The sequence below is a fragment of the Octadecabacter sp. B2R22 genome (genome assembly GCF_018861045.1).
GTDB lineage: Bacteria > Pseudomonadota > Alphaproteobacteria > Rhodobacterales > Rhodobacteraceae > Octadecabacter.
On record NZ_JAHKQJ010000010.1, the window covers coordinates 182,205 to 205,877 of the forward strand.

The 23,673-nt window shown below is 55.7% G+C and carries 26 protein-coding genes; 14 read left to right on the forward strand and 12 right to left on the reverse strand.

The annotated features are described in order from the left end of the window. Positions 1-63: 63 nt before the first annotated feature. From KO486_RS13845 to KO486_RS13865, 5 genes are all read left to right on the forward strand, one after another. Complete coding sequence (locus KO486_RS13845; protein ID WP_216037867.1) at positions 64-405, forward strand: AtpZ/AtpI family protein; 342 nt, start codon at positions 64-66, stop codon at positions 403-405. After that, complete coding sequence (locus KO486_RS13850; protein WP_216037868.1) at positions 405-1,163, forward strand: F0F1 ATP synthase subunit A; 759 nt, start codon at positions 405-407, stop codon at positions 1,161-1,163. The genes KO486_RS13845 and KO486_RS13850 overlap by 1 nt, the downstream gene beginning before the upstream one ends. Before the next feature lie 67 nt (positions 1,164-1,230). Continuing rightward, positions 1,231-1,455 carry a F0F1 ATP synthase subunit C gene (locus KO486_RS13855; protein WP_015496525.1) on the forward strand — a complete coding sequence of 75 codons (225 nt, stop codon included), beginning with the start codon at positions 1,231-1,233 and terminating at the stop codon, positions 1,453-1,455. Between the two features lie 122 nt (positions 1,456-1,577). After that, positions 1,578-2,108 carry a F0F1 ATP synthase subunit B' gene (locus KO486_RS13860; protein ID WP_216037869.1) on the forward strand — a complete coding sequence of 177 codons (531 nt, stop codon included), beginning with the start codon at positions 1,578-1,580 and terminating at the stop codon, positions 2,106-2,108. 3 nt (positions 2,109-2,111) lie between these two features. Then, the gene (locus tag KO486_RS13865; protein WP_216037870.1) at positions 2,112-2,684 is read left to right on the forward strand and encodes a F0F1 ATP synthase subunit B; all 573 of its coding nucleotides are present in this window, start codon (positions 2,112-2,114) and stop codon (positions 2,682-2,684) included. A gap of 685 nt (positions 2,685-3,369) precedes the next feature. Here the strand turns inward: KO486_RS13865 and KO486_RS13870 are convergent. From KO486_RS13870 to KO486_RS13880, 3 genes are all read right to left on the reverse strand, one after another. Then, on the reverse strand, positions 3,370-4,137 hold the full coding sequence (locus KO486_RS13870) for an FCD domain-containing protein (RefSeq protein ID WP_216037871.1): 768 nt from the start codon (positions 4,135-4,137) through the stop codon (positions 3,370-3,372). Positions 4,138-4,247: 110 nt separating this feature from the next. Next, positions 4,248-4,910: an OmpA family protein gene (locus KO486_RS13875; RefSeq protein ID WP_216037872.1), complete on the reverse strand. Its 663-nt coding sequence runs from the start codon at positions 4,908-4,910 to the stop codon at positions 4,248-4,250. Between the two features lie 129 nt (positions 4,911-5,039). Beyond that, a complete protein-coding gene (locus KO486_RS13880; RefSeq protein ID WP_216037873.1) occupies positions 5,040-5,873 on the reverse strand; it encodes a bifunctional helix-turn-helix domain-containing protein/methylated-DNA--[protein]-cysteine S-methyltransferase in 834 nt (277 codons plus the stop codon). Between the two features lie 92 nt (positions 5,874-5,965). Between KO486_RS13880 and nth the strand changes: the two genes are divergently transcribed. Further along, positions 5,966-6,619 carry an endonuclease III gene (nth, locus tag KO486_RS13885; protein ID WP_216037874.1) on the forward strand — a complete coding sequence of 218 codons (654 nt, stop codon included), beginning with the start codon at positions 5,966-5,968 and terminating at the stop codon, positions 6,617-6,619. Further along, a complete protein-coding gene (locus KO486_RS13890) occupies positions 6,616-7,593 on the forward strand; it encodes an adenosine kinase (protein ID WP_216037875.1) in 978 nt (325 codons plus the stop codon). The genes nth and KO486_RS13890 overlap by 4 nt, the downstream gene beginning before the upstream one ends. 360 nt (positions 7,594-7,953) lie before the next feature. Here the strand turns inward: KO486_RS13890 and KO486_RS13895 are convergent, their stop codons facing one another. Then, a complete protein-coding gene (locus KO486_RS13895; RefSeq protein WP_216037876.1) occupies positions 7,954-8,772 on the reverse strand; it encodes a sulfotransferase family protein in 819 nt (272 codons plus the stop codon). Positions 8,773-8,925: 153 nt separating this feature from the next. On the opposite strand from KO486_RS13895, the gene KO486_RS13900 reads away from it, so the two are divergent. Together KO486_RS13900 and KO486_RS13905 are read left to right on the forward strand one after the other, a co-directional pair. After that, positions 8,926-10,503 carry a DUF5928 domain-containing protein gene (locus KO486_RS13900; protein ID WP_216037877.1) on the forward strand — a complete coding sequence of 526 codons (1,578 nt, stop codon included), beginning with the start codon at positions 8,926-8,928 and terminating at the stop codon, positions 10,501-10,503. 11 nt (positions 10,504-10,514) lie between these two features. Beyond that, positions 10,515-10,877, forward strand: a complete 363-nt coding sequence (locus KO486_RS13905) for a histidine triad nucleotide-binding protein (RefSeq protein ID WP_216037878.1) — start codon at positions 10,515-10,517, stop codon at positions 10,875-10,877. Positions 10,878-11,000: 123 nt separating this feature from the next. Here the strand turns inward: KO486_RS13905 and KO486_RS13910 are convergent, their stop codons facing one another. After that, positions 11,001-11,927, reverse strand: coding sequence for an ABC transporter ATP-binding protein (locus KO486_RS13910; protein ID WP_216037879.1), 927 nt, complete (start codon positions 11,925-11,927; stop codon positions 11,001-11,003). Positions 11,928-12,020: 93 nt separating this feature from the next. Here KO486_RS13910 and KO486_RS13915 point away from each other — a divergent pair, with 93 nt between their 5' ends. From KO486_RS13915 to KO486_RS13930, 4 genes are all read left to right on the forward strand, one after another. Beyond that, positions 12,021-12,200: a zinc-finger domain-containing protein gene (locus KO486_RS13915; RefSeq protein WP_216037880.1), complete on the forward strand. Its 180-nt coding sequence runs from the start codon at positions 12,021-12,023 to the stop codon at positions 12,198-12,200. A 12-nt stretch (positions 12,201-12,212) separates the two neighbouring features. Then, positions 12,213-12,896 (forward strand): TIGR02117 family protein, encoded by a 684-nt coding sequence (locus KO486_RS13920; protein WP_216037881.1) that lies wholly within the window; start codon positions 12,213-12,215, stop codon positions 12,894-12,896. Between the two features lie 61 nt (positions 12,897-12,957). After that, complete coding sequence (polA, locus tag KO486_RS13925; protein ID WP_216037882.1) at positions 12,958-15,753, forward strand: DNA polymerase I; 2,796 nt, start codon at positions 12,958-12,960, stop codon at positions 15,751-15,753. Between the two features lie 279 nt (positions 15,754-16,032). Continuing rightward, positions 16,033-16,431: a hypothetical protein gene (locus KO486_RS13930; RefSeq protein ID WP_216037883.1), complete on the forward strand. Its 399-nt coding sequence runs from the start codon at positions 16,033-16,035 to the stop codon at positions 16,429-16,431. Between the two features lie 143 nt (positions 16,432-16,574). Here the strand turns inward: KO486_RS13930 and KO486_RS13935 are convergent, their stop codons facing one another. The 7 genes from KO486_RS13935 to KO486_RS13965 form a co-directional block, all read right to left on the reverse strand. After that, entirely contained in the window at positions 16,575-16,796 is a 222-nt protein-coding gene (locus KO486_RS13935) for a hypothetical protein (RefSeq protein WP_216037884.1), read from the reverse strand. A gap of 281 nt (positions 16,797-17,077) precedes the next feature. Beyond that, complete coding sequence (locus tag KO486_RS13940) at positions 17,078-17,548, reverse strand: Hsp20 family protein (RefSeq protein ID WP_216037885.1); 471 nt, start codon at positions 17,546-17,548, stop codon at positions 17,078-17,080. Between the two features lie 144 nt (positions 17,549-17,692). Further along, positions 17,693-18,505: a trypsin-like peptidase domain-containing protein gene (locus KO486_RS13945; RefSeq protein ID WP_216037886.1), complete on the reverse strand. Its 813-nt coding sequence runs from the start codon at positions 18,503-18,505 to the stop codon at positions 17,693-17,695. Between the two features lie 89 nt (positions 18,506-18,594). After that, positions 18,595-19,914: a glycolate oxidase subunit GlcF gene (gene glcF, locus KO486_RS13950; RefSeq protein ID WP_216037887.1), complete on the reverse strand. Its 1,320-nt coding sequence runs from the start codon at positions 19,912-19,914 to the stop codon at positions 18,595-18,597. Positions 19,915-19,917: 3 nt separating this feature from the next. Next, the gene (locus KO486_RS13955) at positions 19,918-20,235 is read right to left on the reverse strand and encodes a hypothetical protein (RefSeq protein WP_216037888.1); all 318 of its coding nucleotides are present in this window, start codon (positions 20,233-20,235) and stop codon (positions 19,918-19,920) included. Then, positions 20,232-21,365 carry an FAD-binding protein gene (locus tag KO486_RS13960; protein ID WP_216037889.1) on the reverse strand — a complete coding sequence of 378 codons (1,134 nt, stop codon included), beginning with the start codon at positions 21,363-21,365 and terminating at the stop codon, positions 20,232-20,234. The genes KO486_RS13955 and KO486_RS13960 overlap by 4 nt, the downstream gene beginning before the upstream one ends. Positions 21,366-21,425: 60 nt before the next feature. Then, positions 21,426-22,865: an FAD-linked oxidase C-terminal domain-containing protein gene (locus KO486_RS13965; RefSeq protein ID WP_216037890.1), complete on the reverse strand. Its 1,440-nt coding sequence runs from the start codon at positions 22,863-22,865 to the stop codon at positions 21,426-21,428. Between the two features lie 81 nt (positions 22,866-22,946). On the opposite strand from KO486_RS13965, the gene KO486_RS13970 reads away from it, so the two are divergent. Then, complete coding sequence (locus tag KO486_RS13970) at positions 22,947-23,657, forward strand: DUF599 domain-containing protein (protein ID WP_216037891.1); 711 nt, start codon at positions 22,947-22,949, stop codon at positions 23,655-23,657. Positions 23,658-23,673: the final 16 nt, after the last annotated feature.

Below are 23,673 nucleotides of genomic sequence, written 5' to 3' on the forward strand. Positions count from 1 at the left end.
TCCTTCTGTTGACTCTAAGCCTAAGCAACCTTAGACCACCCGCAACCAAGGCAGGGGCCTCTAATGTCCGATCCGGCTGACCATGACGATCCATCGACACGCTTAAAGGCGCTGGAAGATCGGATCGCAGCAGCAAAGGGCGACGACAGGAAACCCCAGTCAGAAGAGCACTACAGCCAAGCCAATATGGCATGGCGCATGGTGATCGAATTGGTCGCCGGTCTAGGGATCGGGTTTGGCATCGGGTACGGGCTGGACGTAGTGTTCGGTACAATGCCCATCTTTATGGTGCTATTTATATTTTTCGGCCTCGCAGCCGGTGTGAAAACCATGATGCGAAGCGCCGCCGAGATGCAGAATGAAGCGTTGGCCAAACAGGCCGACAAACACGAGGACGAAGACTGATGGCAGACGAAGCACACGGCGAAGAAGCAGGCCTCGCGTTCCACCCTCTGGACCAGTTCGAAGTGCACCGCCTGTTCGGCGAAGGCCCGATCCACTGGTACACGATCACCAACGTAACAATGTGGATGGCGATTGCTGTTGTTTGCATCGTTCTCTTGTTGGTTATCGGCACACGCAAACGCGCTGTGGTTCCAAACCGCACACAGTCCATTGCTGAAACGCTCTACGGCTTTGTTTACACAATGGTCGAAGACGTGACGGGTAAAGACGGGATCAAGTACTTCCCGTATATCTTCACGCTGTTCATCTTCATCCTGATTTCGAACTTCCTTGGCTTGCTGCCAATGTCGTTCACAACAACTTCCCACATTGCAGTTACAGCGATCCTTGCTTTTGCTGTCTTCTTTACAGTCACAATCATTGGCTTTGTTAAGAACGGTGCAGGCTTCTTGGGTCTCTTCTGGGTGTCTTCTGCGCCATTGGCACTGCGCCCGATCCTCGCGATCATCGAAGTTATCTCTTACTTTGTTCGTCCGGTTAGCCACTCCATTCGTTTGGCTGGTAACCTGATGGCAGGCCACGCGGTTCTCAAGGTTTTCGCGGGCTTTGCACAAGTAGGCTTTATCATCGCACCAGTCGCCATCCTCGGCGTTGTCGCGATCTACGCTCTCGAAGTTCTGGTGTCCGCGATCCAGGCCTACGTATTCACAATCCTGACGTGCGTTTACCTAAAAGACGCGCTTCACCCGTCACACTAATTACTAAGAATGCTACCTCGGGGAAAAGCCTCGGGGTGCTAAACTTCCAATCGTAAGGAGATACATTATGGAAGGCGAACTCGCACACATCGGCGCTGGCTTGGCTGCAATTGGTTCCGGCGCTGCCGCAATCGGTGTTGGTCACGTAGCTGGCAACTTCCTCGCAGGCGCACTGCGTAACCCGTCAGCTGCTGCTGGCCAGACTGCTACGCTGTTTATCGGCATCGCATTCGCAGAAGCTTTGGGGATCTTCTCGTTCCTCGTAGCACTTCTGCTGATGTTCGCGGTCTAAGACACGACATTACGATCCTTACGCTTAGGGGGAAATCTAACGGTTTCCCCCTGAAGTAAGACCCCCGATATCGTCGCGTTCAGCGGCGGAATCAATTTAGATCATCGAGAGGGATGTGAAACATGGCTGATACAGCAGTCGAACATGGGGCCGAAGCTGGCGGGGCAGGAATGCCGCAGCTAGATTTCTCGACCTTCCCGAACCAGATTTTCTGGCTCGTGGTCACGTTGATCGTGATCTATTTCATCTTGTCCCGTGTGGCTCTGCCACGCATTGGCGCGGTCTTGGCCGAACGTCAGGGCACGATCACAAATGACATTGCCGCCGCCGAAGAGCTGAAGCAACGCGCACAGGAGGCCGAGGCCGCCTATGATAAAGCGCTTGTAGATGCCCGTGCGGAAGCTGGCAAAATCGTCGACACCGCCAAAGCGGACATCCAAGGCGAACTTGATGTTCAACTGGCAAAAGCCGACGCTGAAATTGCCGCTCAAACGGCTGAAAGCGAAAAAGCAATCGCCGAAATTCAGGCTGGTGCTGCGGACGCGGTGAAAGCCGTCGCCAAAGACACTGCCAAAGAAATCGTCGCTGCAATGGGTGGCAAGGCCGATGCGAAAGCAATCACCGCCGCTGTCACTGCACGGATGAAAGGGTAAGCCATGAAATATTCAGTAGCCGCCCTTTTGACACTTGCTGCATCGCCTGCTTTGGCGGCCAGCAAGAACCCGTTCTCTGCAGACTTCTGGTCGCTCAGCAACACGGACATGATCGTTCTGATCGCCTTCCTTCTTTTCGTAGGCGTTCTGATCAAGTTCAAAGTTCCAGGCATGATTTCCGGTCTTCTGGACAAACGTGCTGAAGGCATCAAATCCGATCTGGACGAAGCCAAAGCGCTTCGCGAAGAAGCGCAAACTCTGCTGGCCTCTTACGAGCGGAAGCAACGTGAAGTGCAGGAACAGGCCGACCGTATCGTTGCCAACGCCAAAGACGAAGCAAGCCGCGCTGCCGTCACTGCGAAAGAAGAAATCGCAGCGTCCGTGACGCGCCGTCTGGCCGCCGCAGAAGAGCAGATCGAAAGCGCGAAGTCGTCTGCAATCCGCGACGTTCGCAACCAAGCCGCGACTGTCGCAGTTGCTGCCGCTCAGGATGTGATCGCCAAGCAGACAACTGCTGCGGACGCGAACAAACTGATCGACGATGCGATTTCTGAGGTTGGTGCGAAGCTGCACTAAGCGAACATAATTTTTCTGAATGGGCCCGATGCTGAAACGCGTCGGGCCTTTTTCGTTCGGAACGGTTACTTCAAAGTGCGAAAGCTATGATTTCGTTGGATTTCCGCAAATGTCTGCTTTGATCCTTACTTGGCACCTTTCTGCAGAGCCGCTAACGTCAGCCATTAGGAGTTCCAATTTTGAAGAGTGTTTGGATCGGAGGACTTCTGATCGTTGTGTATGCGGTCTGGAAAGTCGGTTCTCCATACATGTTTTCGGACAAGTTTGAAGTCGTTGTGATTGAGCAGGCCGCATCCCGATCCTGCAACGAGGGCTGGGTACGAAGAATTGGCCGGACGCGATCAGAACGTCCTCAAAGCAATCTTTTTGGGTACTGCGGAGCAGTCATGACAGATCATGGCGCTTTTGACCTAGTGGAGAGCGGTTCCTTTCTCTTCGGTGCTGATAAGAGGGAGGGCATCTTTGACGCATTGCAACCAAATTGCACAGTGACGATTTTGGCCTCGGGTTTCGGTGCGAAGCCCCGCTTAGGGGATAGAGCCTCAACGGGGTCGCGTTGGACTATCCTTGCTACCGATAGCTCACCTCGTTGCTCTTGATGGTGCTGTCGACACAATGCGAAGCAAGAACAGCTTCGTCCGCATAGCAAACCTTCGAAAAATTCTTACCGCATCTAGCAAACGGCTTAGCGCTGCACTTCGTGATCGAGCCGTTTCCGTGCAATCGCCTCATTGCGGTCGGCTTTGTCCTGCCCCCAAAGGGCATCCTCGACAAACCCCAAGTGCGCCTCAACGGCGGCCCGTGCGCCGGCAGCATCCCGTGCCTGCAAGGCGTCGTTGATCGCGCGGTGTTGGTCCAGCAAAGCGTCCCGCGTGGTGCGTTGTTTGAACATGATCTGGCGGTTGTAAAACACCCCTTCACGCAGCAGTTGATACATAGAGCGCATCATATGAAGCATGATCACGTTATGGCTCGCCTCGATGATGCTGAGGTGGAAATCAGCGTCCAAACCAGCCTCTTCGGTTGGGTTGCGTTTGCTGTGGGCGGCTTCCATTTTCTTGAAGATCGTATCGACGACCTTCAGGTCCGTGTCGCTGCCCAGCGTCGCCGCGCGTTCTGCGGCCAACCCTTCCATGTCACGTCGAAACGCGATGTAGTCAAACACCGCTTCGTCGTGGTTCGCAAACAGGCGCACCAAGGTTTCCGAGAACGCCGACCCTAGTACATTGCCAACAAAGACGCCGGACCCTGCGTGGCTGACCAAAAGGCCGCTCACCTGTAACTCGGCCAAGGCTTCGCGCAGGGATGGGCGCGATACCCCAAGGCGTTCAGACAATTCCCGTTCCGAGGGCAGGCGCTCTCCGGGTTTCAGGATGCCGCGCAGGATCAATTGCTCGATCTGGCGCACCACCGATTGCGAAATCTTCTCGGGTTGAATGGGTTCGAATGGCATTATTGGCCCCTCACATAATTGGTCAAATGATATGACCAAACCTAGCCCCGCCGCAAACGAAAAGGGCCGCCTGCGATGTGCAGACGGCCCAAGAAAGTATGGTATCAAAGTTAGCCGTTTGGCGTGATGGTGATTTCCACACGGCGGTTCAATGCGCGGCCTTCTGGCGTCAGGTTGGATGCGATTGGGGCATCTTCACCACGACCGATGGACCGGATACGGCCCGGATTAACGCCGCTGCTGATCAGCGCGGATGACACAGCCTGTGCACGACGTGCCGACAGGTCTTGGTTGTAAGCGGCACCACCTGTGTTGTCGGCGTGACCGATCACGTTGATTGTTGTGTCAGGGTAGTTGTTGATGGATGCTGACAGTGCGGTGATGTCACTACGCAGGCCACCTGTCAGGGCTGCGCTGTCTGTCGCGAACAAGATGTCTTGTGGCAGGCTAACGATCAGCTGTTCACCCGTGTTGGTGATGGTCGCGTTGGACCCGAGCTGCTGGCGAAGTTCGGCTTCTTGTTGGTCCAGCAACACGCCAGCACCTGCACCCAGACCCGCGCCAAGAACAGCGCCAACGATTGCACTACGGTTGCGGGCGCCAGAATCGCCATCAGAACGTGCGGCGCCAATGATCGCACCAACACCTGCGCCAACAAGAGCGCCAGTCTGTGTGTTGCTGTTGGGGTTGTTCGGGTCAACTACTGAGTCACAGGCTGTCAGCACCATGACGCCAGACAAAGCGACGGCGAGGGACATTTTGGACAGGGTCATATTCTAAAATCCTATTTGGGCACCGGACGTGGTGCGTTTGATAGGCGTTATATCGATCAATCCCGCTTGTTATCCAATAACGCCCTGATGAGCGGCGGTGTTCCGCCGATGGTCATCGGTTTCAATGCCTTAACCCGCGTCCTCACGGGCACTTTCCCACGCCAACATCGCCCGTTTCACAGGAAGCCCCCAATGGTAACCGCCAAGGCCGCCGGATTTGCGCAGCGCACGATGACAGGGGATCAACCAACTCACCGGATTGCGGCCGACTGCGGTGCCCACGGCCCGCACCGCACGGGGCGTGCCGATCGCCTCGGCGATTTCAGAATACGTGGTGACGTGGCCTGACGGAATACTCAGAAGCGCCTCCCAAACCTTTAATTGAAACGGCGCGCCGATCATGTGCAGCTTGGTTTCGCCTTCCATGCTTAACGCGGCCTCCACCCAAGGGCGGATCGCCTCTGGGTCTTCGGTAAACGTCGCGTTTGGCCAACGTTTGGCAAGGTCCGCGTAGGTTTCGCCATCGCCTTCTTCGGCGGTGAAACCCATGCCGCAAATGCCACGATCTGTGGCCATGGCGATGACAGGCCCAAAGGCGCTGTCAAAGCGACCCCATCGTATCGTTAACCCCGCAGCCCCACGTGCGTAACGCCCCGGACTCATTGCCTCCCAACTCAGGAAGAGATCGTGTAGGCGGCCGGACCCTGACAGCCCCACTGCGTCTGCCGTCGCCAATGTGGTAAAGTTATTGGACAGCAGCGTCTTGGCGTGATCCAGCGCGAGGTATTGCTGATACCGTTTCGGCGATACCCCGACCCAACGCGAAAAGACCCGTTGAAAATGGGCGGGTGACATCTCCATGCGCGCGGCAAGCTCGTCGAGTGACAGCGTGCCCTCGGCGGCGTCGATCTCATCCAAGGCGCGGCGGATGACGTGATAATGATATCGATCTGAATGTTCCATGCCGGAAACGTAACGACCTAACGTGCCCCACGCGACCCGAATGTTGCGCCTTTGACTTGTTTGTAACGCGCAAGCTGGGCAAAAGGGATGCTATGGCCAAATTAACAAAACAGCTCGACTACAACACGATCCGTGAAATTTTCACGCGGTTTCGCGATGGTGACGCCGAACCTAAAGGCGAACTTGATCACGTTAACGCTTATACGTTGGTGGTCGCCGTGGCGCTGTCCGCGCAGGCCACGGACAAGGGCGTGAACAAGGCGACGGCTGAGCTATTCAAGGTCGCCGATACACCTCAAAAGATGCTCGATCTGGGGATTGATGCGGTAACCGATCATATCAAGACGATTGGCCTATTTCGCCAAAAGGCCAAGAACGTGATGAAGACCGCACAAATCCTTGTGGATGAATATGGTGGCGAAGTCCCGAATTCCCGCGCGGCGCTGCAATCTCTTCCGGGCGTGGGGCGCAAGACGGCGAATGTGGTTTTGAACATGTGGTGGGGGCAGCCCGCGCAGGCTGTGGATACGCATATTTTCCGGCTTGGTAATCGCAGTGGCATCGCGCCGGGCAAAGATGTAGGCGCCGTCGAGCGCGCGATCGAAGACAACATCCCAGCTGATTTTCAACTGCACGCACACCACTGGATGATCCTGCACGGGCGGTATATCTGCGTCGCGCGCAAACCAAAATGTCAGGCCTGTCACATCCGTGATCTGTGCCTTTACGAGGATAAAACGGAATGAACTACGACGTCATCGGTATCGGCAATGCAATTGTTGATGTGATCTCCCCCTCCAGCGACACGTTTCTTGACCAAATGGGGATCGAGAAGGGGATCATGCAATTGATCGAACGCGATCGTGCAGAACTTCTGTATGCATCAATGGACAGCCGCGTCGAAGCGCCCGGGGGGTCTGTAGGAAACACACTTGCCGGGATCGGTGAACTGGGCCTGCAAACGGCGTTTATCGGTAAGGTTAAGAGTGACGCATTGGGTAAGTTTTATGCGGATGCGCTGGCTGAGGCGGGCACCGCATTTCCACTGGCTCCCCAAGACGTTGACCTGCCGACATCCCGCTCGATGATCTTCGTGTCACCGGATGGCGAACGCTCGATGAACACCTACCTCGGGGCGGGCGCGGACATTTCCAGCGCTGATGTGCCAGATGTGTTTGGCACGGGGCTATTATTCCTCGAAGGCTATTTGTTTGACAAAGACGAAGGCAAAACGGCCTTTTCGGAAGCGGCTGGCAAAATGAAGGCCGCGGGCGGTCGTTCTGCAATCACCATTTCCGACCCGTTCTGCGCTGAACGCCACCGCGACGACTTCAAACGTCTGATTGCCGAAGACATGGATGTCGCCATCGGGAATGCGCAAGAATGGCTGACGCTGTATGAAACGGCCGACCTTGATGACGCGATCCGCCAAGCTGCCGAGGTCTGCGACATTGTGGCCTGCACGCGCTCTGGCGAAGCGGTCTGGGTCCAGCAAGGCGAGGTCCGCTACACCGCAGAGGTCACGCCGGTGACACCCGTGGACGCAACTGGGGCCGGCGATCAGTTTGCGGCTGGCTTCCTCTATGGTGTCGCGACGGGCCGCCCCTTGGACGTTGCCGCACAAATGGGCGTGCTCTGCGCGGCAGAGGTCATCGGCCACATGGGGCCACGTCCGGAAGCAAACATGGCAGAGATGTTTGCAAAACACGGATTGCTCTAAGAGGGCGCATGCCACCGATCACGTCGAGTGTGTCGCGAAGCAAGTGATGCCTCCGGCGGGGATATTTCTGAACCAAAGAAAACAAGGGCGCAGCTCAACCAAAGGTGCGCGGCCCTCCCGCAGTCACCAAGTGCATTGGTAAGGGCCGCGTCTTCTTCGGTTACGGCCGAGGGCATCCCTGCCTGTGCCGCACTGCTAAACTGGCGCATTAAGGTTAATTCTGGGTTACTCTGTCTTCTTTGGTTCTTAAGTATCCATAGCGCGACGCGGGATTTTGCGCCCGGTCGTCAAGAGGGCGAGGATCTTTGCGGATTTCGCAGAAATCCGCCCCCCGCTCGCCGCAGGCGCGACTGGGTGCGACTATGCGCCCAGTTTTGCGTGCACCTCGTCCAAATCGATCTCACCGATGGGCATCTTGTTGCCCGGGTTTTCAAAGTCGTATTTGAACAGGTTGAAGTCCTTCTTGTAGATTTCATAGACCAAGTGTTTTGACAGGTCGTCAAAGTAGTCTTCTACAGGATGGGCGCGTTTTGGCCCGTGGCCTTCGGATTCGTTGAAACGCGGTATTCCGGCCAGATCGACTTTGTTCTTGGTTTCGATTCCGTCCAGCACCTGTTGCATGCCGTCGTTGAACTGTTCGGTCCAGAAAATCTTATCGTAGCGCCCGCCGTTCACGATGAACGTGCTGATATGGCCCGACATTGCCGACCAGTGGATATCAGGGTCCATCGGGCGGCGGTATTTGATGGTGTCGCGGGCAAACAGCAAAAAGCGGCGGAAAGATTTGATCTGGTCAAACTCGAACCCGTCTTCCGGGCTGCCGACTTCGATGCCGTATTTCTGGATCAACAGCGGAACAAGGTTGCCACGATAGCGTCGTCCATTGCGCTGGATGCCGCAAATCTTGTCAAAGAAGGACGACAAGATGCGGGTGTAAGGGTTGCGAACACAGGTGAACGAATAGCTGCTGTGATTCTTGACGTTGTCTGTGATCAGTTGCTGACTGTCTTCCATGGCCCATTTATGCATGCCGCCTTCGGCATCGTGGATGTCACCGTCAAAGAATTCGCCGTGATCAGAATAATACATGATCTGGCCGATGGTCGAACAGGCGCATTTCGGGACCACGCGGTACACTACGCTCTCGGATTCAGTCATCCATGTTCCGGGGAAACCCATATGCTCGTCCTTGTTGGTTGTACTTGCCGCGCGCGTCAGCTTTGTTTTTTGCTAAAAAAGCAAATAATTCGTGTTTATTCAATCGGTCATCGCGTTTACACAAGAAAAACTAAACGAATACAATCTAACCCATAGGGGAAAATTGTTTCTAAAATGGCAAGAATTGCGTTCATCCTGCTGTGTCACAAAGACCCTGAAGCCATCGTGCAACAGGCCGAACAGCTGACGGCTGTTGGGGATTACATGTCGATCCATTTCGATGCCAGTGCCCCAAAAGAGGCATTTGCCTATATTGAAGACCATTTGGGCGGCAATCCTAACGTGACCTTCGCCAAGAAAAGGATCAAATGCGGTTGGGGCGAATGGTCCTTGGTGCAAGCGACGCTTCATGCTGTTGAAGCCGCCGTGGATGCGTTTCCTCGCGCCACGCATTTTTACATGGTGTCAGGCGATTGCATGGCGATCAAATCCGCGAGCCATGCCAAGGCGCTGCTGGACAGTGACGATTGCGATTACATCGAGAGTTTTGATTTCTTCGAGTCCGATTGGATCAAGACTGGCATGAAAGAAGAACGGTTGATCTACCGCCACTGGTTCAATGAACGCACCCACAAAACGCTGTTCTATAATTCGTGGTGGGCGCAGCGCAAATTGGGGCTGGAGCGGGAAATTCCGGCAGATTTGCAGATCATGATCGGATCCCAGTGGTGGTGTCTGCGCCGCCGTACGATTGAATGGATCATCGACATGACCCGCAATCGCCCAGACGTGATGAAATTCTTCCGCACGACGTGGATTCCAGATGAGACGTTCTTTCAGACACTGGTCCGCCATCTGGTGCCAGAACCCGAAATCCGCACCCGCACGCTGACGTTCTTGATGTTTACCGACTACGGAATGCCGGTGACGTTCTACAACGATCACTATGACCTTCTGTTGTCGCAAGATTTCCTGTTTGCGCGAAAAATCTCACCCGAGGCGACGTCGCTCAAGGAACGCCTTGGCCGCCTTTATGCCTCTGATCGCGATGATTTCAGTATTTCCGGTGAGGGTCAAAAGCTGTTTAGCTTCCTCACTGGGCGCGGCCGGATCGGGCGCAGATTTGCGCCGCGGTTCTGGGAAACCGAGACGTCACTTGGGCGCGAACGCGAACTTCTGATCGTTGCCTGTAAGAAATGGCATGTTGCAAAGCGCCTCGTCGGGTCGATTAAACACCACACGACCATCCCGTGCATTGATTATCTGTTTAACGAAGAAGATACGGATCTGCCGGATCTTGGCGGTATTCAATCCACGCTGAGTAAACGCACCCGCCACAGGCGTGCGCTGATGCGAATGTTGTTTGACTACTATGATACCGATCGGTTGATCATCTGTCTGGACACGGCGAACCTCGATCTGATGCAGGATTTCTTTAACGATCGTTCGACCACGCGGCTGTTGGAATTGGAGTGTGATTTCTCTGATGAATACCTGACAGGTCACGCCAAACGGGTCGGGCTTGCCGGAGAAGAGACTGCGGAAGAAACCATGCAGCAGTTGTTGCCGACGATCCGTTATGACGTTGTGTATGAGAGTGATCGTATTCGTGATGCGGGGTTTGAGAACCACCTTCGTGTACGCGAATCTGCCAGCCCTGACGAGAACACTCCGCCTATTGCTGAGTTCCTGAGCCTGTCCGATGACGTGGCGCGTGGAATTGCCCAAACCCCATATTTGTTCGCCGACTAAGGAGCACCGTGATGCAGTTTGACTACGACGATCAGAATATCTTTGCCAAGATTTTGCGCGGCGAGATCCCAAACAACACCGTTTTTGAAAGCGACCACGCGCTTGCGTTTCGCGATATTAACCCGCAGGCACCGGTGCATGTTTTGGTGATCCCAAAGGGGCCATACATGACGCTTGATCACTTTGCGCGGGATGCGAGCGCTGACGAACAGGTCGGGTTTATGGCCGCTGTCGCTGAGGTCTGCCGCCTTGAGGGGGTCGAACCTGGTTTCCGTGCTGTTGCGAATGCTCGTGAAGATGGGGTGCAAGACGTGCCGCATTATCATCTGCATATTCTGGCGGGACGTAATCTGGGGCCAATGCTGGCGCGTTAGAACGGTTTCGAATTTGCGTTGCAAATCCGACGAGCGCGCCTTCGGCGCGAAAGAGGGGGCCAGCCCCCATCGCCTGCGGCGAATCCCCCGAGGTATTTCAGAAACAAAGGCAAATGGGGCGGGTTAATCCCGTGTCAGGTTCAAGAACACATCTTCAAGGTGGGGGTCTTCGGTGCGAATGTCTTTGATCAAGACGCCAGCGCCGCGCAAGAGATCAAGGACTGCGTCGGCCCGTGTGTGTGAAGTCTTGTAGGTGAACGCCAATGTGCCATCCTCGCGGCGGGTGAGGTCGATGCCTGTCGGAAGGGCGGGGAGGGTCGCATCGCCGTCCGGTGTGATCACCAAGGTTTTGCTGTCCAATTGACCGAGCAGGTTTGAGGTCGTGTCGTTGGCGATGACCGATCCGTGATTGATGATGGCGATCTGATCGCACATGGCCTCGGCTTCTTCGAGGTAGTGGGTTGTGAGGATGACGGTCATGCCTTCATCATTCAGGCGGCGCACATGGGCCCAGAGTTGATTGCGCAGATCAATGTCGACGCCTGCTGTGGGTTCGTCCAGCACAAGAATTTGCGGTGAGTGGACCAGCGCTTTGCCCAGCAATAAACGGCGCCGCATGCCACCTGAGAGTGATCGTGCATAGGCCTCGGCCTTGTCCGTGAGGCCCGTGAGTTCAAGCAGTTCTTCGGTGCGGCGTTGGGATTTGGGCACGCCATATAGCCCCGCTTGTACATCCAATGACCCACGGGGCGTAAAGAAAGGGTCGAGGTTTGGTTCTTGCGGCATGATACCGATGGCAGCGCGGCTTTGGCGTGGATTTTCGTCTTGATCGAAGCCCCAGATTTTCACGGAACCTGCGGACTTTGTCACCAGACCAGCCAGAATATTGATGATCGTGGACTTGCCAGCTCCGTTCGGCCCGAGCAGCCCAAAGATCGATCCACGCGGCACGCACAGGTCAACGCCTGTCAGGGCTTCTTTGGCGGGGCTGCGTTTGGTGGATGCATAGGTCTTGTGCAGCCCCGTGATCTCTAACGCGTTCTCTGACATCTGGTGTTTCCCATCTTGATTGGTGCCCTGTTTGACGGCTATACAGCCTGCATGCAACGGCACGTTTTGTGCCCCCGACACAAAGGCCTGCCCATGACCCTTACCGCGCCAGAGACCAAGATCGTCAACCAACGACGCGTGGCCTGCGATGGTGGGACCGGTGGTTTGGGCCATCCACGTGTCTGGCTGCAGATTCCGCTGAAAGAGGGTTACGTCGAGTGCCCTTATTGCGATTGCAAATATGTCTATGGTGAAGACGCTGACGCGACCTGATTTCGGCAACGCATGATCTGGCTGAGGCGACTCCTTCGGGCCATCACTTGGGCGCTTGTTCCATTTCTTTTGTACTTTGGTTTGGCACTACTGGGTGCGTTTGCCCCACAAAACCCACGCGCAGATGTTGGTGATGCACCCGCGGACCGAGAGATCATCCTTGTCGCGGGACTGATCCACTACGATATCTTACTGCCTGTGGACGACGCGACGTTGACCAGTTTTGAGTTTTTGGAAGGCGCAGGCGTACCGCTGCGCCACCCTTTGGTGCGTTGGCTTGCGGTTGGATGGGGTAGCGAGGCCTTTTATACCACGACAGGCAACTATTCGAGCCTGTCTGCCAGCACCGTCATGAAGGCCGCGACGGGTGATGACGGCGTGATGAGGTTTGAAGTCACAGGGGCCTTGCCGGTTCACCCCAGATTGCTGCGAATCCGCGTGAGCGAGGCACAGCTCGCGGCTTTGCGGGCCAGCATCCTGTCCGATCTGGACGCTACACCGAGGGCTTTGCCTTTGTCCGGTTTTACGCCCACGGATGTCTTCTTTCCTGCTGCGGGGCGGTTCAATGCCCTGCGCACCTGCAATGTCTGGATCAGTGACAAGCTTTCGGATGCAGGCCTGACGTCTGGCGCATGGACCCCGACACCTTATGCGGTGACAGTATCACTGTGGTGGAACGGGCATTTGACGCGCTAGCGGCTTCCATGTCGGGGCCAACCGTGGCACATCGGACGGGTCCATATTTCGGGGGTTCGCAATGGCATTTGGCAAAGGTCACCATCTACATCTGATCGACGGGTCGGCATTTATCTTTCGTGCCTATCACGCGTTGCCACCGCTGACGCGCAAATCTGACGGGTTGCCGATTGGTGCTGTGTCCGGCTTCTGCAATATGTTGCAGCGCTATGTCGAGGGAAACCAAGGCGGCGACGTCACCCATGTTGCAGTGATCTTTGACAAAGGCAGCCACACGTTCCGCAATGATCTTTACGATCAATACAAAGCCAACCGTGATGCCATGCCCGAGGATCTGCGCCCGCAAATGCCGCTGACCCGCGATGCGACCCGCGCCTTCAACATTGCCTGCGAAGAAATCGAAGGTTTTGAGGCCGATGACATTATGGCGACCCTCGCCCGCCAAGCCCGCGAGGCAGGGGGGCGTTGCACGATCATTTCCAGCGACAAGGACCTGATGCAACTGGTCGGCGGCGGCGTCGTGATGATGGATGCCATGAAAGGCAACCGCGTGATCGACGTAGAAGGCGTAGAAGAAAAATTTGGCGTTGGGCCAGACCGTGTGATCGATGTGCAAGCCCTCGCTGGCGACAGCGTGGATAACGTTCCAGGTGCACCCGGTATCGGGATTAAGACAGCGGCGCTGTTGATCAATGAATATGGCGATCTGGAAACGCTTTTGGATCGCGCCGAAGAAATCAAACAACCCAAACGCCGCCAGACCTTGATCGACAATCGTGCACAAATCGAGCTGTCTAAGCAGCTCGTCACGTTGGACACTGAAATGGACCTGCCGTTCACTCTGGATGACCTCGAAGTGCGCGACCCTGAACCCGATGTCCTGTTGGAATTCCTTGCTCAGATGGAATTTCGCACCATCGTTAAACGCATCGCAGAAAAGCTGAACGTCGAGGCGCCAGTGATCGAAGACGCCGTGCAACAACCCACCGCTGAGGACGCGCCAGAGCTGCCGCCGTTTGACGCAGATAAATACGAATGGGTAAAGGACGCGACAGCGCTTCAAGCGTGGATCGACCGCATCTATGCCCGTGGCTATGTGGCCGTGGATACCGAAACGACGGGCCTAAACGAAATGGTCGTCGACCTTGTTGGCGTCTCTCTTTGTGTTGAAGCAGGTGAGGCCTGCTACATCCCGTTGACCCACAAGGGTGGCGCTGCAGATGATCTGTTTGGTGACGATGAATTGGCCAAAGATCAGATGGATTTTGAGGAATGCCTCGCAATCCTGAAACCGATGCTCGAAGATGATAGCATCCTCAAGATTTTCCAAAACGCCAAGTATGACTGCAAGATTTTCAAGCGCTTGCTGATCGACGTGGCCCCCATCGACGATACAATGTTGATGTCTTATGCGATGAATGCTGGCACGCACCGTCACAGCATGGACGTGCTGTCGGAAACGTACTTGGGCCATACGCCGATCCCGATCAAACCGCTGCTGGGCACTGGTAAATCGGCAATCACCTTTGATCGTGTGGATGTAGCTGAGGCCGTGAAATATGCTGCCGAAGACGCCGACATTACCTTACGACTTTGGCAGAGCCTTAAACCCCAACTGCACCGCGCTCGCGTTACTTCGGTTTACGAAACCATGGAACGCCCATTGGTTCCTGTGCTGGCTAAGATGGAAATGTCTGGGGTCAAAGTCGATCGGGATACGCTGTCGCGCATGTCTAATTCGTTCGCCCAGAAAATGGCAGGGCTCGAGGATGAGCTTTACGAACTGGCTGGTGAAAAATTTAACGTTGGTTCCCCCGCGCAGGTCGGTGAAATCCTGTTTGAAAAGATGGGGCTTGAGGGCGGAAAAAAAGGTAAAACGGGGAAATATTCCACCGGTGCCGATATCCTCGAAGACCTTGCTACGGAACATGAATTTCCGGCCCGTGTGCTGGACTGGCGGTCTTTGTCGAAGCTGAAATCGACCTACACGGACGCGTTGCAAACCCACATAAACGCCGAAACAGGGCGGGTGCACACGTCCTATTCTATTACGGGCGCCAACACTGGGCGGTTGTCGTCGACGGAACCAAACCTGCAAAACATCCCGATCCGCACAGAAGAAGGCCGCAAAATTCGCGAAGCTTTTGTCGCTGAAGAGGGCAAGACACTTGTAGCGCTCGACTATTCCCAGATCGAACTGCGCATTCTTGCCCATGTCGCCAATATCGAAACTTTGAAACAAGCCTTCCGTGACGGCCACGACATCCACGCGATGACCGCGAGCGAGATGTTCAATGTTCCGCTGGATGAAATGACGTCAGATGTGCGCCGTCAGGCCAAGGCGATCAACTTTGGTGTGATCTACGGCATCAGTGGCTTTGGCCTTGCGCGCAATCTTCGCATCCCACGTGCCGAAGCGCAGGGCTTTATTGACCGCTACTTTGAACGCTTCCCCGGCATCCGTACCTTCATGGATGACACGGTGGCCTTCGCCAAAGAACACAACCGCGTTGAAACCCTGTTCGGCCGTAAAATCCACACACCGGAAATCAATGCCAAAGGCCCCGGCGCAGGGTTCGCCAAACGTGCGGCGATCAACGCCCCGATCCAAGGCACCGCCGCCGACGTCATCCGCCGCGCCATGATCCGCATGGACGACGCGATTGCGCACTTACCCGCCAAAATGCTGTTGCAGGTTCACGACGAACTGGTGTTTGAAGTCGACAAAGACGCAGCCGATGATCTGATCGTGGTCGCCAAAAGTGTCATGGAAAATGCGGCCAACCCCGTGGTGAAATTCGACGTACCGCTGGTTGTCGATGCGGGGACGGGGGCGACGTGGGCGGAAGCGCACTAAGGATGAATGTCCGCTATGCGGGACTTTTCCGCCATTCAATTTTCTAAATTGAACGGCTGCTTTGGCGTTCTATCAGTTGTTATAATGATCCAGCTATTCTAACATTTAACGATGCGCGCATCTGACCAACCCAACTCTTTCGTGTCCTTGAGATCGTATTTATTGGTCGCGTTTGCCGCAATCTTGATTTCCTCATGCTCCCCACCTGAGGATTCGGCCTCGATAGTGTCGCCCTTGATGCTAAGCTCTTGCTCTGGAACCAAGGCCTATTCAAAAATCGTGTTTGATTTTGAAGAGCCCTGGATGGATGAATACACATTTTGGGTCGAGAAAATTGTGGCTCCTGATGCATCAGTGGAGATCGGTGGACTACGATTTGGAAGCGGTAATGATCAATCTGCATCGGTCAGAATGCTTGATCGAAGTGGCTCCTGCATTTTTCAGATCGAAGCATTTTCTCTTCGAGCAACGTCGGTGCAGCTGTTCGTCGAGACCTTTGAAGGAACAGGGGGGCCTGACCCGTCTATTTCAATGGCTTTTGATCTCGTCAATACGGCTGACTTTGAGTTTGATTTATCAGAGTTAGTGCTCGTCGGTGTCACCGTTCGTGAGAATGGTAAGGGGGCAACTCACTACACATTCGTTGTTGCTGGTGGTGAAATTCTCTCCGAGGAATGAACAAGGTCTGTGGTGCTGTCCCTGACGAAAGCGGACATTCGCCCAACGCGCAGCATCCGTCACTCTGGGCTCATTGCGGACATTCGCACTCTTGCGCTAAAGCACTACGGAAACTCAGGCACTTGAATAAGACTTGCTCGCGCTTAGCGCTGTGGCTCTACTGAAAACACCGCTTCAATCGCTTCAGCACGATCCATGCCTGCTTCTTCGAGTTCGCGGTCAGACATCTCAGCGACACGTGTCGCGGCCTGCGCCATGGATACTGCTTCGGCAAGGGTGCTCAGCGCATTGCCAATTGCAACGAATGGTCGCGCAAGAAATGGGCGGCCGTTCGGTGTATTAATAGTCGTGTTGGCATATGCCATTGGAGAACTCCGTTTTTCGTTCGGGTTTCTCCTCCCTGATCGTAGAATAGGCCGCCGCCTTACGAATGAGCACCCCCAAATCAGGGTGGCCAATATGTCTAAAATGCATGGCGGAAAAAATATAACGGGCGTGCTGAGGGAGGTCAGCACGCCCGTGTCGTCTTGGGAGGAGACGTTAGGTTCGTCGAATTGTTAAGAATGTGTCGCCAATCGCTGCCTCTCACCTTCGGTTTGAACGCGATTGGCGACCCGATTTCTTAATTAGTCGCAATTCAACGTGATTAGTTGACCTTGTCGCCTTCGATCACGTCTTGTTCGACCTTGGGGGCCGTCGCGATCTCGATGCGGCGCGGTTTCAGCGCTTCTGGCACTTCGCGGGTCAGGTCGATATGGAGCATGCCGTTTTCATGGGCTGCACCTGTGACCTTTACGTGGTCGGCCAGATGGAACCGTCGGCTAAACGCGCGGGTGGCGATGCCACGGTGCAAATAGGTCCGCTCAACCGTGTCTTCTTCGGCCTTCTTGGCAGAGACATGAAGGGCGTTCTGTTTCACTTCGACGTGCAGATCGGCCTCAGAAAAACCAGCAACGGCGATGGAAATGCGCCAGCTGTCATCTGCGGTTTTCTCGATGTTGTAGGGCGGGTAGCTTTGGCTGCCTTGGTCATTGCTCAGAATGCGGTCCATCATGTCTGTGATCTGGTCGAAACCGACAGTGGCACGGTGCAGTGGGGCTAAATCAAACGTACGCATAGTGTATCCTTTTCAAAGCGATAACGATGTAGTGTGCCGTCCCGAATGGGCACGACAGCGGTGGTTACGGGACCCATCATTGGCATCCCGATGTGTATTATTTGGGGGGCAGTTGTGCAGGTTTCAAGACCTGCGGACGCGCAACTAGGGGCGTACGAACAAAGCGCCTGTGTTGGCGCGTTCACCGGGGCGGATAACCCGCGCGCTGGCAGGGGGCGTCGAAAACAACCCGCGCCCTTCTTCCAAGGCCAGACGCAACACGGCAATCGGTTCCGCAAGGTCCATGCCCAACGCAACTTTGTCCCCGTCCATTTCCGCCATGGCTGAAACGACCGAAACCAGGCGCGGAACGCCGTCTTCGGATCGGAAGATCGGCGCGCCGGAACTGCCAAAATCCACATCGCAATCCATGATCAAAACACCGTCTTGTTGTCCCAATACATTGCAGACTTCTTGCAGGGACGGGGCATCGGAACGGTCTTGCGCATAAGACACAACGCCGACTTCAGTTCCGCGGCGCAAAGAGCTTGATATTTCGAACGGTTCCACGCGGCTTGTGCGGATCGGCTGCGACAACTGCAACAGCGCTACGTCATAGCGGACATGTTCGGGCCTTGCGTCGCCTGTGTGCTCATAAGACGGGTGCACAACTGCGCTACGTACTTGGCGCGTGGCCTCTGGGCGGCCACCACGAAGCCCCGCAAGGAATTCCACACGGGACGGATCAACAGGTGACCCTGTGCCTTTATCAAACATGCAGTGGGCCGCCGTCAGCACCAGATCAGGGGCAATCAGTGCCCCAGTGCAAAACCCTTTGCCATCAATGTCCAAACGTCCCACGGCTTCCCAACCACGAGCATCCACACCCGAAGAAAGCTCCTGAAGAGCGGTGGTCTGAGCCATGGCTGTAACGCTGGAAAAGGCCAGCATAGCCAAGGAAAGCAGGGTTTTTCGCATTGGGTGCCTCGGTTGATTTGCCCCGAAATACCCAGAGACTGCGGCACAAATGTGGCAACGTTTACCGTTTCTTAATGTCGCAAGGGCGCTTAGCGCAGGATTGGAACCGCTGACATTGTGTCACGGCCGGCACTCAGGGCAGGCGGTTTCGGCCCGCCCGTTGCCCAATCCAAAAGCTCAACCGTGTGCACGATAGGGACTTCGGTTCCTCCGCCGATCTGCATCATGCAGCCAATGTTACCTGCCGCGATAATGTCGGGATTCACGGCCTCCAACGTTTGCACCTTGCGGGTTTTGAGCTGCTTGGAAATCTCGGGTTGCATCAAGTTGTATGTTCCGGCCGATCCACAGCACAAATGGCTGTCTGCGGGTTCGGCCACCTTGAACCCCACGCGGCGCAACAGGTCCTTCGGGAAGGTCTTGATCTGCTGTCCATGCTGCAACGAACAGGCCGCATGATAGGCGACAGTCATATCAGGTGCGCCGCCTTCGGGCAGGCCCAGTTTCATCAAGATTTCGGACACATCCATCGCAATATCCGCGACCGCCTGTGCCTCGCTCGCAAGGTCGGATTCACGGAACATATGGCCGTAATCCTTGACGGTCGTGCCGCAGCCGGACGTGTTGATCACAATCGCGTCCAACCCACCGTCCTGCATTTCACGGGTCCACGCCTTAATGTTCTTTGCCGCCGCCGCGTGGCTCTCGTCTGCCTTGCCCATGTGGTGGGTCAACGCCCCACAACAGCCAGCACCCTTCGCCACGACAACCTCAGCGCCCATGCGCGTGAGCAACCGGATGGTGGCGTCGTTGATATCCGTGTTCAGCGCCTTTTGTGCGCACCCCGTCATCAACGCCACGCGCATCTTCTTTTGCGTGCTCGGGAAGGTTTGCGGATCATCGTTTCGCGACACAGGGGGGATGGTCTTGGGCGCCATCTCCAGCATCGCGCGCAACCGCGCATCGGGCATGAACCGCGCAAAAGGTCGCCCAATCTTAGCCCCAAGCAGCGCCACGCGGAACCGCGTTGGGTATGGCAAAATGCGCGCTAAAACCCAACGAAGTGCGCGATCACTCAGGGGGCGTTTGTAGTTGTTTTCAATGTATTCGCGGGCATGATCGACCAGATGCATGTAGTGCACGCCACTGGGGCACGTGCTCATGCAGGCAAGGCAGGACAGACACCGATCAATGTGTTTTACGGTCTTTTCATCGGGCACACGCTCGTTTTCCAGCATGTCCTTGATCAGATAGATCCGACCACGCGGGCTGTCCAATTCGTCGCCCAAAACCTGATAGGTCGGACAGGTCGCCGTGCAAAATCCGCAATGAACGCAAGCCCGCAAAATCTCGTTTGCCCGCGCGGTGCCTGCGTCTTTTAGCTGTTCATCGGTGAATGTGGTTTGCATGGATCAAGTTACTCCGAGCGAAATGAGATGGCCGTAGGTCACAGTAAACGTCGCGACCAATGCAGCCGACATTCGTGACCATGTGGACGTGGACGGACGCCACAGCAAAAGCGCGACCAACGCCAAAGCGCAGATCGCGACGCCCGACATGACCGAACTGCCATAGATGCGCAGCACTTCTGGCAAATGTGGTGCCAAGAACAGAAAGGCCAAGGCGCCACAGGCGGCTGCTGCTGCCAACCGCCAATCAAACAAGACAACCGCAACCGCAGAGGCGGAGATGCAGGGGATAAGGACAAAGGCCGTTGTCAGACCGCTCATCCCATCAATCCCGGGTTCAAGATGCCACGGGGATCGAATTTAGCGCGGATACCGTCTGACAGCGCAGTGATGGTCGGGTTTTCTGGTTGAAACACCGGCACGGCGGCACGGGTTTCGATTGGTGCTTTGATCAGCGTCGCATGTGCATTGATTTGCGCACAGCTGTCTTGGATCGCTTGATGGGCTACGGCTGCGGCATCATCCTGCATCATCCCGAACCACATCAATCCGCCACCCCAATCCAGCATAACATCCACGTTATGCTGCCCTGCAATTTTTACGCCCAGTGCAGGGGCCGCACTCGGTTTGACAGACACACGGGTGACCGCCGCATGGTCCGCAAAACCAGATACATCGGCAATACCACGCCACAACGAACCGCTCGCCTTATGTTCTATCTGGTCCACATCGCTATGTTTGCTCAGAAGTGCTGTAAGCTGCTCGGCCCGATACCGCACCGAGGCCTCAAACCCTTCGATGCGAATGCAAGTCTGCCCTTTGACTTTGCCAGCGCCTGTCACCTCAAAGGGGGAACCAAGTGCGGCAGACATTGCAGCAACGCTATTTTCAAGGGACAGGTCGTTCAGCACCAGCGTGGCCTCGGTCTCGGGCTTGGGCAGTACTTTCAACGAAACCTCGCTCAGAACGCCCAAAGTGCCATAGGATCCCGCTAACAGCTTCACCAAGTCATAGCCGGTGACGTTCTTCATCACGCGGCCACCGTTCTTGATCACGGTTCCAGCACCATCGACAAAACGAACGCCCAGCAGGTGATCACGGCACGCCCCTACCGCAATGCGGCGCGGTCCGCTGACATTCGCCGCGACCATGCCGCCAACCGTCGGCGTACCCTGCGTGCCTAGCAACGTGCGGTGGTCCATCGGTTCAAACGCAAGCCGCTGGTTTTCTGCATCCAGCGCCGCTTCAATCTCCGACACCGGCGTGCCCGCTTGCGCCACTATGGTCAAAGCGCCCGGTTCATATAGCGTAATGCCAGACAGCGCGGCGGTGCTCAGCGCGTCGCCTACAACCGGATTGCCCACATCGCGCGTGCCGCCACCGGTGATCCGCAGCGGCCCTTTGGCGCTCGCAATGGCCTCAGCCAAGTCGCGTTCAGTTGTCGGTTTCATCTTTGCATTTGCCTTTGTTTCATAAGTACCTCGGGGGAGCGAAGCGGGGGCAGAGCCCCCTTACTCCGCCGCAATCCGGCGTGTCTGTGACGACTCGAGCGGGAACACTTTTGCGGGGTTCAACAGCCACATGGGGTCAAACACATCCTTCACTGCCATCTGGATTTCTAAATCCTGCGGTTCAAACTGATGTGTCATCAGATCGCGTTTTTCGATGCCCACGCCGTGTTCGCCGGTCAAACACCCACCTGCATCCACGCAAAGCTTCAAGATCTCCGCGCCCATCGCTTCACACAGCTCAAGATCGCCTTCTTTGTTGGCATTATACAGGATCAGCGGGTGCATATTACCGTCGCCAGCGTGAAACACATTGCCCACCTGAAGCCCGTATTCCTCGCTTAGCTCACCAATACGGCGCAGAACCATTGGTAGGGATGACACAGGGATCGTGCCGTCCAGACACATGTAATCTGCGATCTGCCCAACTGCACCAAACGCCGACTTACGGCCAAGCCAGATGCGGGCGGCTTCTTCTGCAGACTTCGCCTCGCGCAGCTCAACAGGGTCATGTTTGCGGGCAATATCAAGGATCAGCGCCAACTGTTCGTCGATCTCCTCAGGGGCGCCTTCGACCTCAACGATCAACAGCGCCTCGCAATCGGGATAACCGGCCTTGGCGTAATTGTCGGTGGTCTCAATGCACAAACGATCCATGAACTCGATCGCAACAGGCAAGACACCTGCCTTGATGATATCGGCGACACAAGCGCCGGCAACTTCGTTGTCGTTAAACGCCATCAACACGGGCCGCGCGCCTTCGGGCTTGCGCAGGATTCGCAATGTGGCTTCCGTTACAACGCCAAGCTGCCCTTCGCTTCCGCAAATTAAACCCAACAGATCAAGGCCAGCGGCATCCAGATGCGTGCCACCAATCTCAGTCACTGTGCCATCCATCAGCACCATTTTGACGCCCATTAGGTTGTTCGTCGTTACCCCGTATTTCAGGCAGTGCGCCCCGCCGGAGTTCATCGCGATATTACCGGCAATTGCACAAGCTAACTGGCTGGACGGGTCAGGTGCATAAAAGAAATCCATCTCTTCCACGGCACCCGTGACGCTCAGGTTGGTGCGGCCAGACCCGACACGGATATAACGATCCTCATAATTGGTCTCGAGCACCGCATTCAGCCGTGCGGTGCCAAGGATCACGCAATCCGCCGTCGGCAAAGCACCCCCAGCCAAGGACGTGCCAGACCCACGCGGCACGACAGGCACACCCATCTCGTGACAGGCCTTCAAGACCGCTGAAACCTCATCCGTCGAGGCGGGCAACACTGCGCAAAGCGGCGGACATTTATAGGCGGTCAAGGCATCGCACTCATACGCGCGCACTTGGGCATCCGTATGAATCACCGCATCTTTGGGGAGAACCTTTTGTAATCTTTCGACAATCTGCGCCTTGCGGGACAGAATTGTTGGGTTTGGCTGTGGCATTTCCATGGGCGGCTCCTCCGATTGGTAAATAAATATAACCAATTTAGGCGCGTGTCTATCCCCCCGGTTCCGACTAGGGTGCGACATATGGATTTTGTAACTGACTTTGCCAGCCTTACATGGCTGGACGGCGGGTTTGTCGCGCTGATGATTGTGGTCTGGCTTGGGCTTGGCTGGTGGATCGAACATCCCTCAGTCAGCCGCCCTTCTGTCACGGTCCTCATGTCGGAATACCGCCGTGAATGGATGCGGGTGATGATTGATCGCCAGCCGCGTATCTTTGACGCGCAGATCATGGACAGCCTGCGCCAAGGCACGTCGTTCTTTGCGTCCACTTGTTTGCTGGCTGTCGGTGGTGTCTTGGCGTTGATCGGCAACGTTGATCCGCTGCGCGGTGTCGCAGAAGGCATCACAATGGCCCAAAGCCCCGCCGTGATCTGGCAGATCAAACTGGGCTTGGTACTTTTGTTCCTCAGCAATGGTTTTCTTAAATTCGTGTGGTCCAATCGTGTCTTCGGGTATTGCAGCGTCATGATGTCCGCAGTCCCCAACGATGTTGATGACCCGCGCACACGCCCCATGGCCGCCAAAGCCGCAGAACTGAACATTCGCGCCGCGATGAATTTCAACCGTGGCCTACGGTCTATGTATTTCGCGCTTGGATCAGTTGCTTGGATGGCTGGGCCTTGGCCGCTGTTGGTGGCGATTGTCCTTGTGGCATGGCTGGTCTGGAGCCGTGAATTCACGTCTATCCCGCGGGCAATTTTGCTGGACGAACGCGGCTACCCGAAAACGTGATTTTGCAACGGATGGG

What these genes read in the sequence shown, in the direction of transcription:
- KO486_RS13895 (WP_216037876.1), bottom strand. Translation starts at nt 8,772, where the DNA reads ATGGGTTTCCCCGGAACATGGATGACTGAATCCGAGAGCGTAGTGTAC.
- KO486_RS13955 (WP_216037888.1), bottom strand. Translation starts at nt 20,235, where the DNA reads ATGAGCGGTCTGACAACGGCCTTTGTCCTTATCCCCTGCATCTCCGCC.
- KO486_RS13940 (WP_216037885.1), bottom strand. Translation starts at nt 17,548, where the DNA reads ATGCGTACGTTTGATTTAGCCCCACTGCACCGTGCCACTGTCGGTTTC.
- KO486_RS13900 (WP_216037877.1), top strand. Translation starts at nt 8,926, where the DNA reads ATGGCAAGAATTGCGTTCATCCTGCTGTGTCACAAAGACCCTGAAGCC.
- KO486_RS13920 (WP_216037881.1), top strand. Translation starts at nt 12,213, where the DNA reads ATGATCTGGCTGAGGCGACTCCTTCGGGCCATCACTTGGGCGCTTGTT.
- KO486_RS13850 (WP_216037868.1), top strand. Translation starts at nt 405, where the DNA reads ATGGCAGACGAAGCACACGGCGAAGAAGCAGGCCTCGCGTTCCACCCT.
- KO486_RS13855 (WP_015496525.1), top strand. Translation starts at nt 1,231, where the DNA reads ATGGAAGGCGAACTCGCACACATCGGCGCTGGCTTGGCTGCAATTGGT.
- KO486_RS13865 (WP_216037870.1), top strand. Translation starts at nt 2,112, where the DNA reads ATGAAATATTCAGTAGCCGCCCTTTTGACACTTGCTGCATCGCCTGCT.
- KO486_RS13860 (WP_216037869.1), top strand. Translation starts at nt 1,578, where the DNA reads ATGGCTGATACAGCAGTCGAACATGGGGCCGAAGCTGGCGGGGCAGGA.
- KO486_RS13880 (WP_216037873.1), bottom strand. Translation starts at nt 5,873, where the DNA reads ATGGAACATTCAGATCGATATCATTATCACGTCATCCGCCGCGCCTTG.
- KO486_RS13970 (WP_216037891.1), top strand. Translation starts at nt 22,947, where the DNA reads ATGGATTTTGTAACTGACTTTGCCAGCCTTACATGGCTGGACGGCGGG.
- KO486_RS13935 (WP_216037884.1), bottom strand. Translation starts at nt 16,796, where the DNA reads ATGGCATATGCCAACACGACTATTAATACACCGAACGGCCGCCCATTT.
- polA (WP_216037882.1), top strand. Translation starts at nt 12,958, where the DNA reads ATGGCATTTGGCAAAGGTCACCATCTACATCTGATCGACGGGTCGGCA.
- glcF (WP_216037887.1), bottom strand. Translation starts at nt 19,914, where the DNA reads ATGCAAACCACATTCACCGATGAACAGCTAAAAGACGCAGGCACCGCG.
- KO486_RS13890 (WP_216037875.1), top strand. Translation starts at nt 6,616, where the DNA reads ATGAACTACGACGTCATCGGTATCGGCAATGCAATTGTTGATGTGATC.
- KO486_RS13915 (WP_216037880.1), top strand. Translation starts at nt 12,021, where the DNA reads ATGACCCTTACCGCGCCAGAGACCAAGATCGTCAACCAACGACGCGTG.
- KO486_RS13845 (WP_216037867.1), top strand. Translation starts at nt 64, where the DNA reads ATGTCCGATCCGGCTGACCATGACGATCCATCGACACGCTTAAAGGCG.
- KO486_RS13875 (WP_216037872.1), bottom strand. Translation starts at nt 4,910, where the DNA reads ATGACCCTGTCCAAAATGTCCCTCGCCGTCGCTTTGTCTGGCGTCATG.
- KO486_RS13870 (WP_216037871.1), bottom strand. Translation starts at nt 4,137, where the DNA reads ATGCCATTCGAACCCATTCAACCCGAGAAGATTTCGCAATCGGTGGTG.
- KO486_RS13905 (WP_216037878.1), top strand. Translation starts at nt 10,515, where the DNA reads ATGCAGTTTGACTACGACGATCAGAATATCTTTGCCAAGATTTTGCGC.
- KO486_RS13965 (WP_216037890.1), bottom strand. Translation starts at nt 22,865, where the DNA reads ATGGAAATGCCACAGCCAAACCCAACAATTCTGTCCCGCAAGGCGCAG.
- KO486_RS13960 (WP_216037889.1), bottom strand. Translation starts at nt 21,365, where the DNA reads ATGAAACCGACAACTGAACGCGACTTGGCTGAGGCCATTGCGAGCGCC.
- KO486_RS13945 (WP_216037886.1), bottom strand. Translation starts at nt 18,505, where the DNA reads ATGCGAAAAACCCTGCTTTCCTTGGCTATGCTGGCCTTTTCCAGCGTT.
- KO486_RS13910 (WP_216037879.1), bottom strand. Translation starts at nt 11,927, where the DNA reads ATGTCAGAGAACGCGTTAGAGATCACGGGGCTGCACAAGACCTATGCA.
- nth (WP_216037874.1), top strand. Translation starts at nt 5,966, where the DNA reads ATGGCCAAATTAACAAAACAGCTCGACTACAACACGATCCGTGAAATT.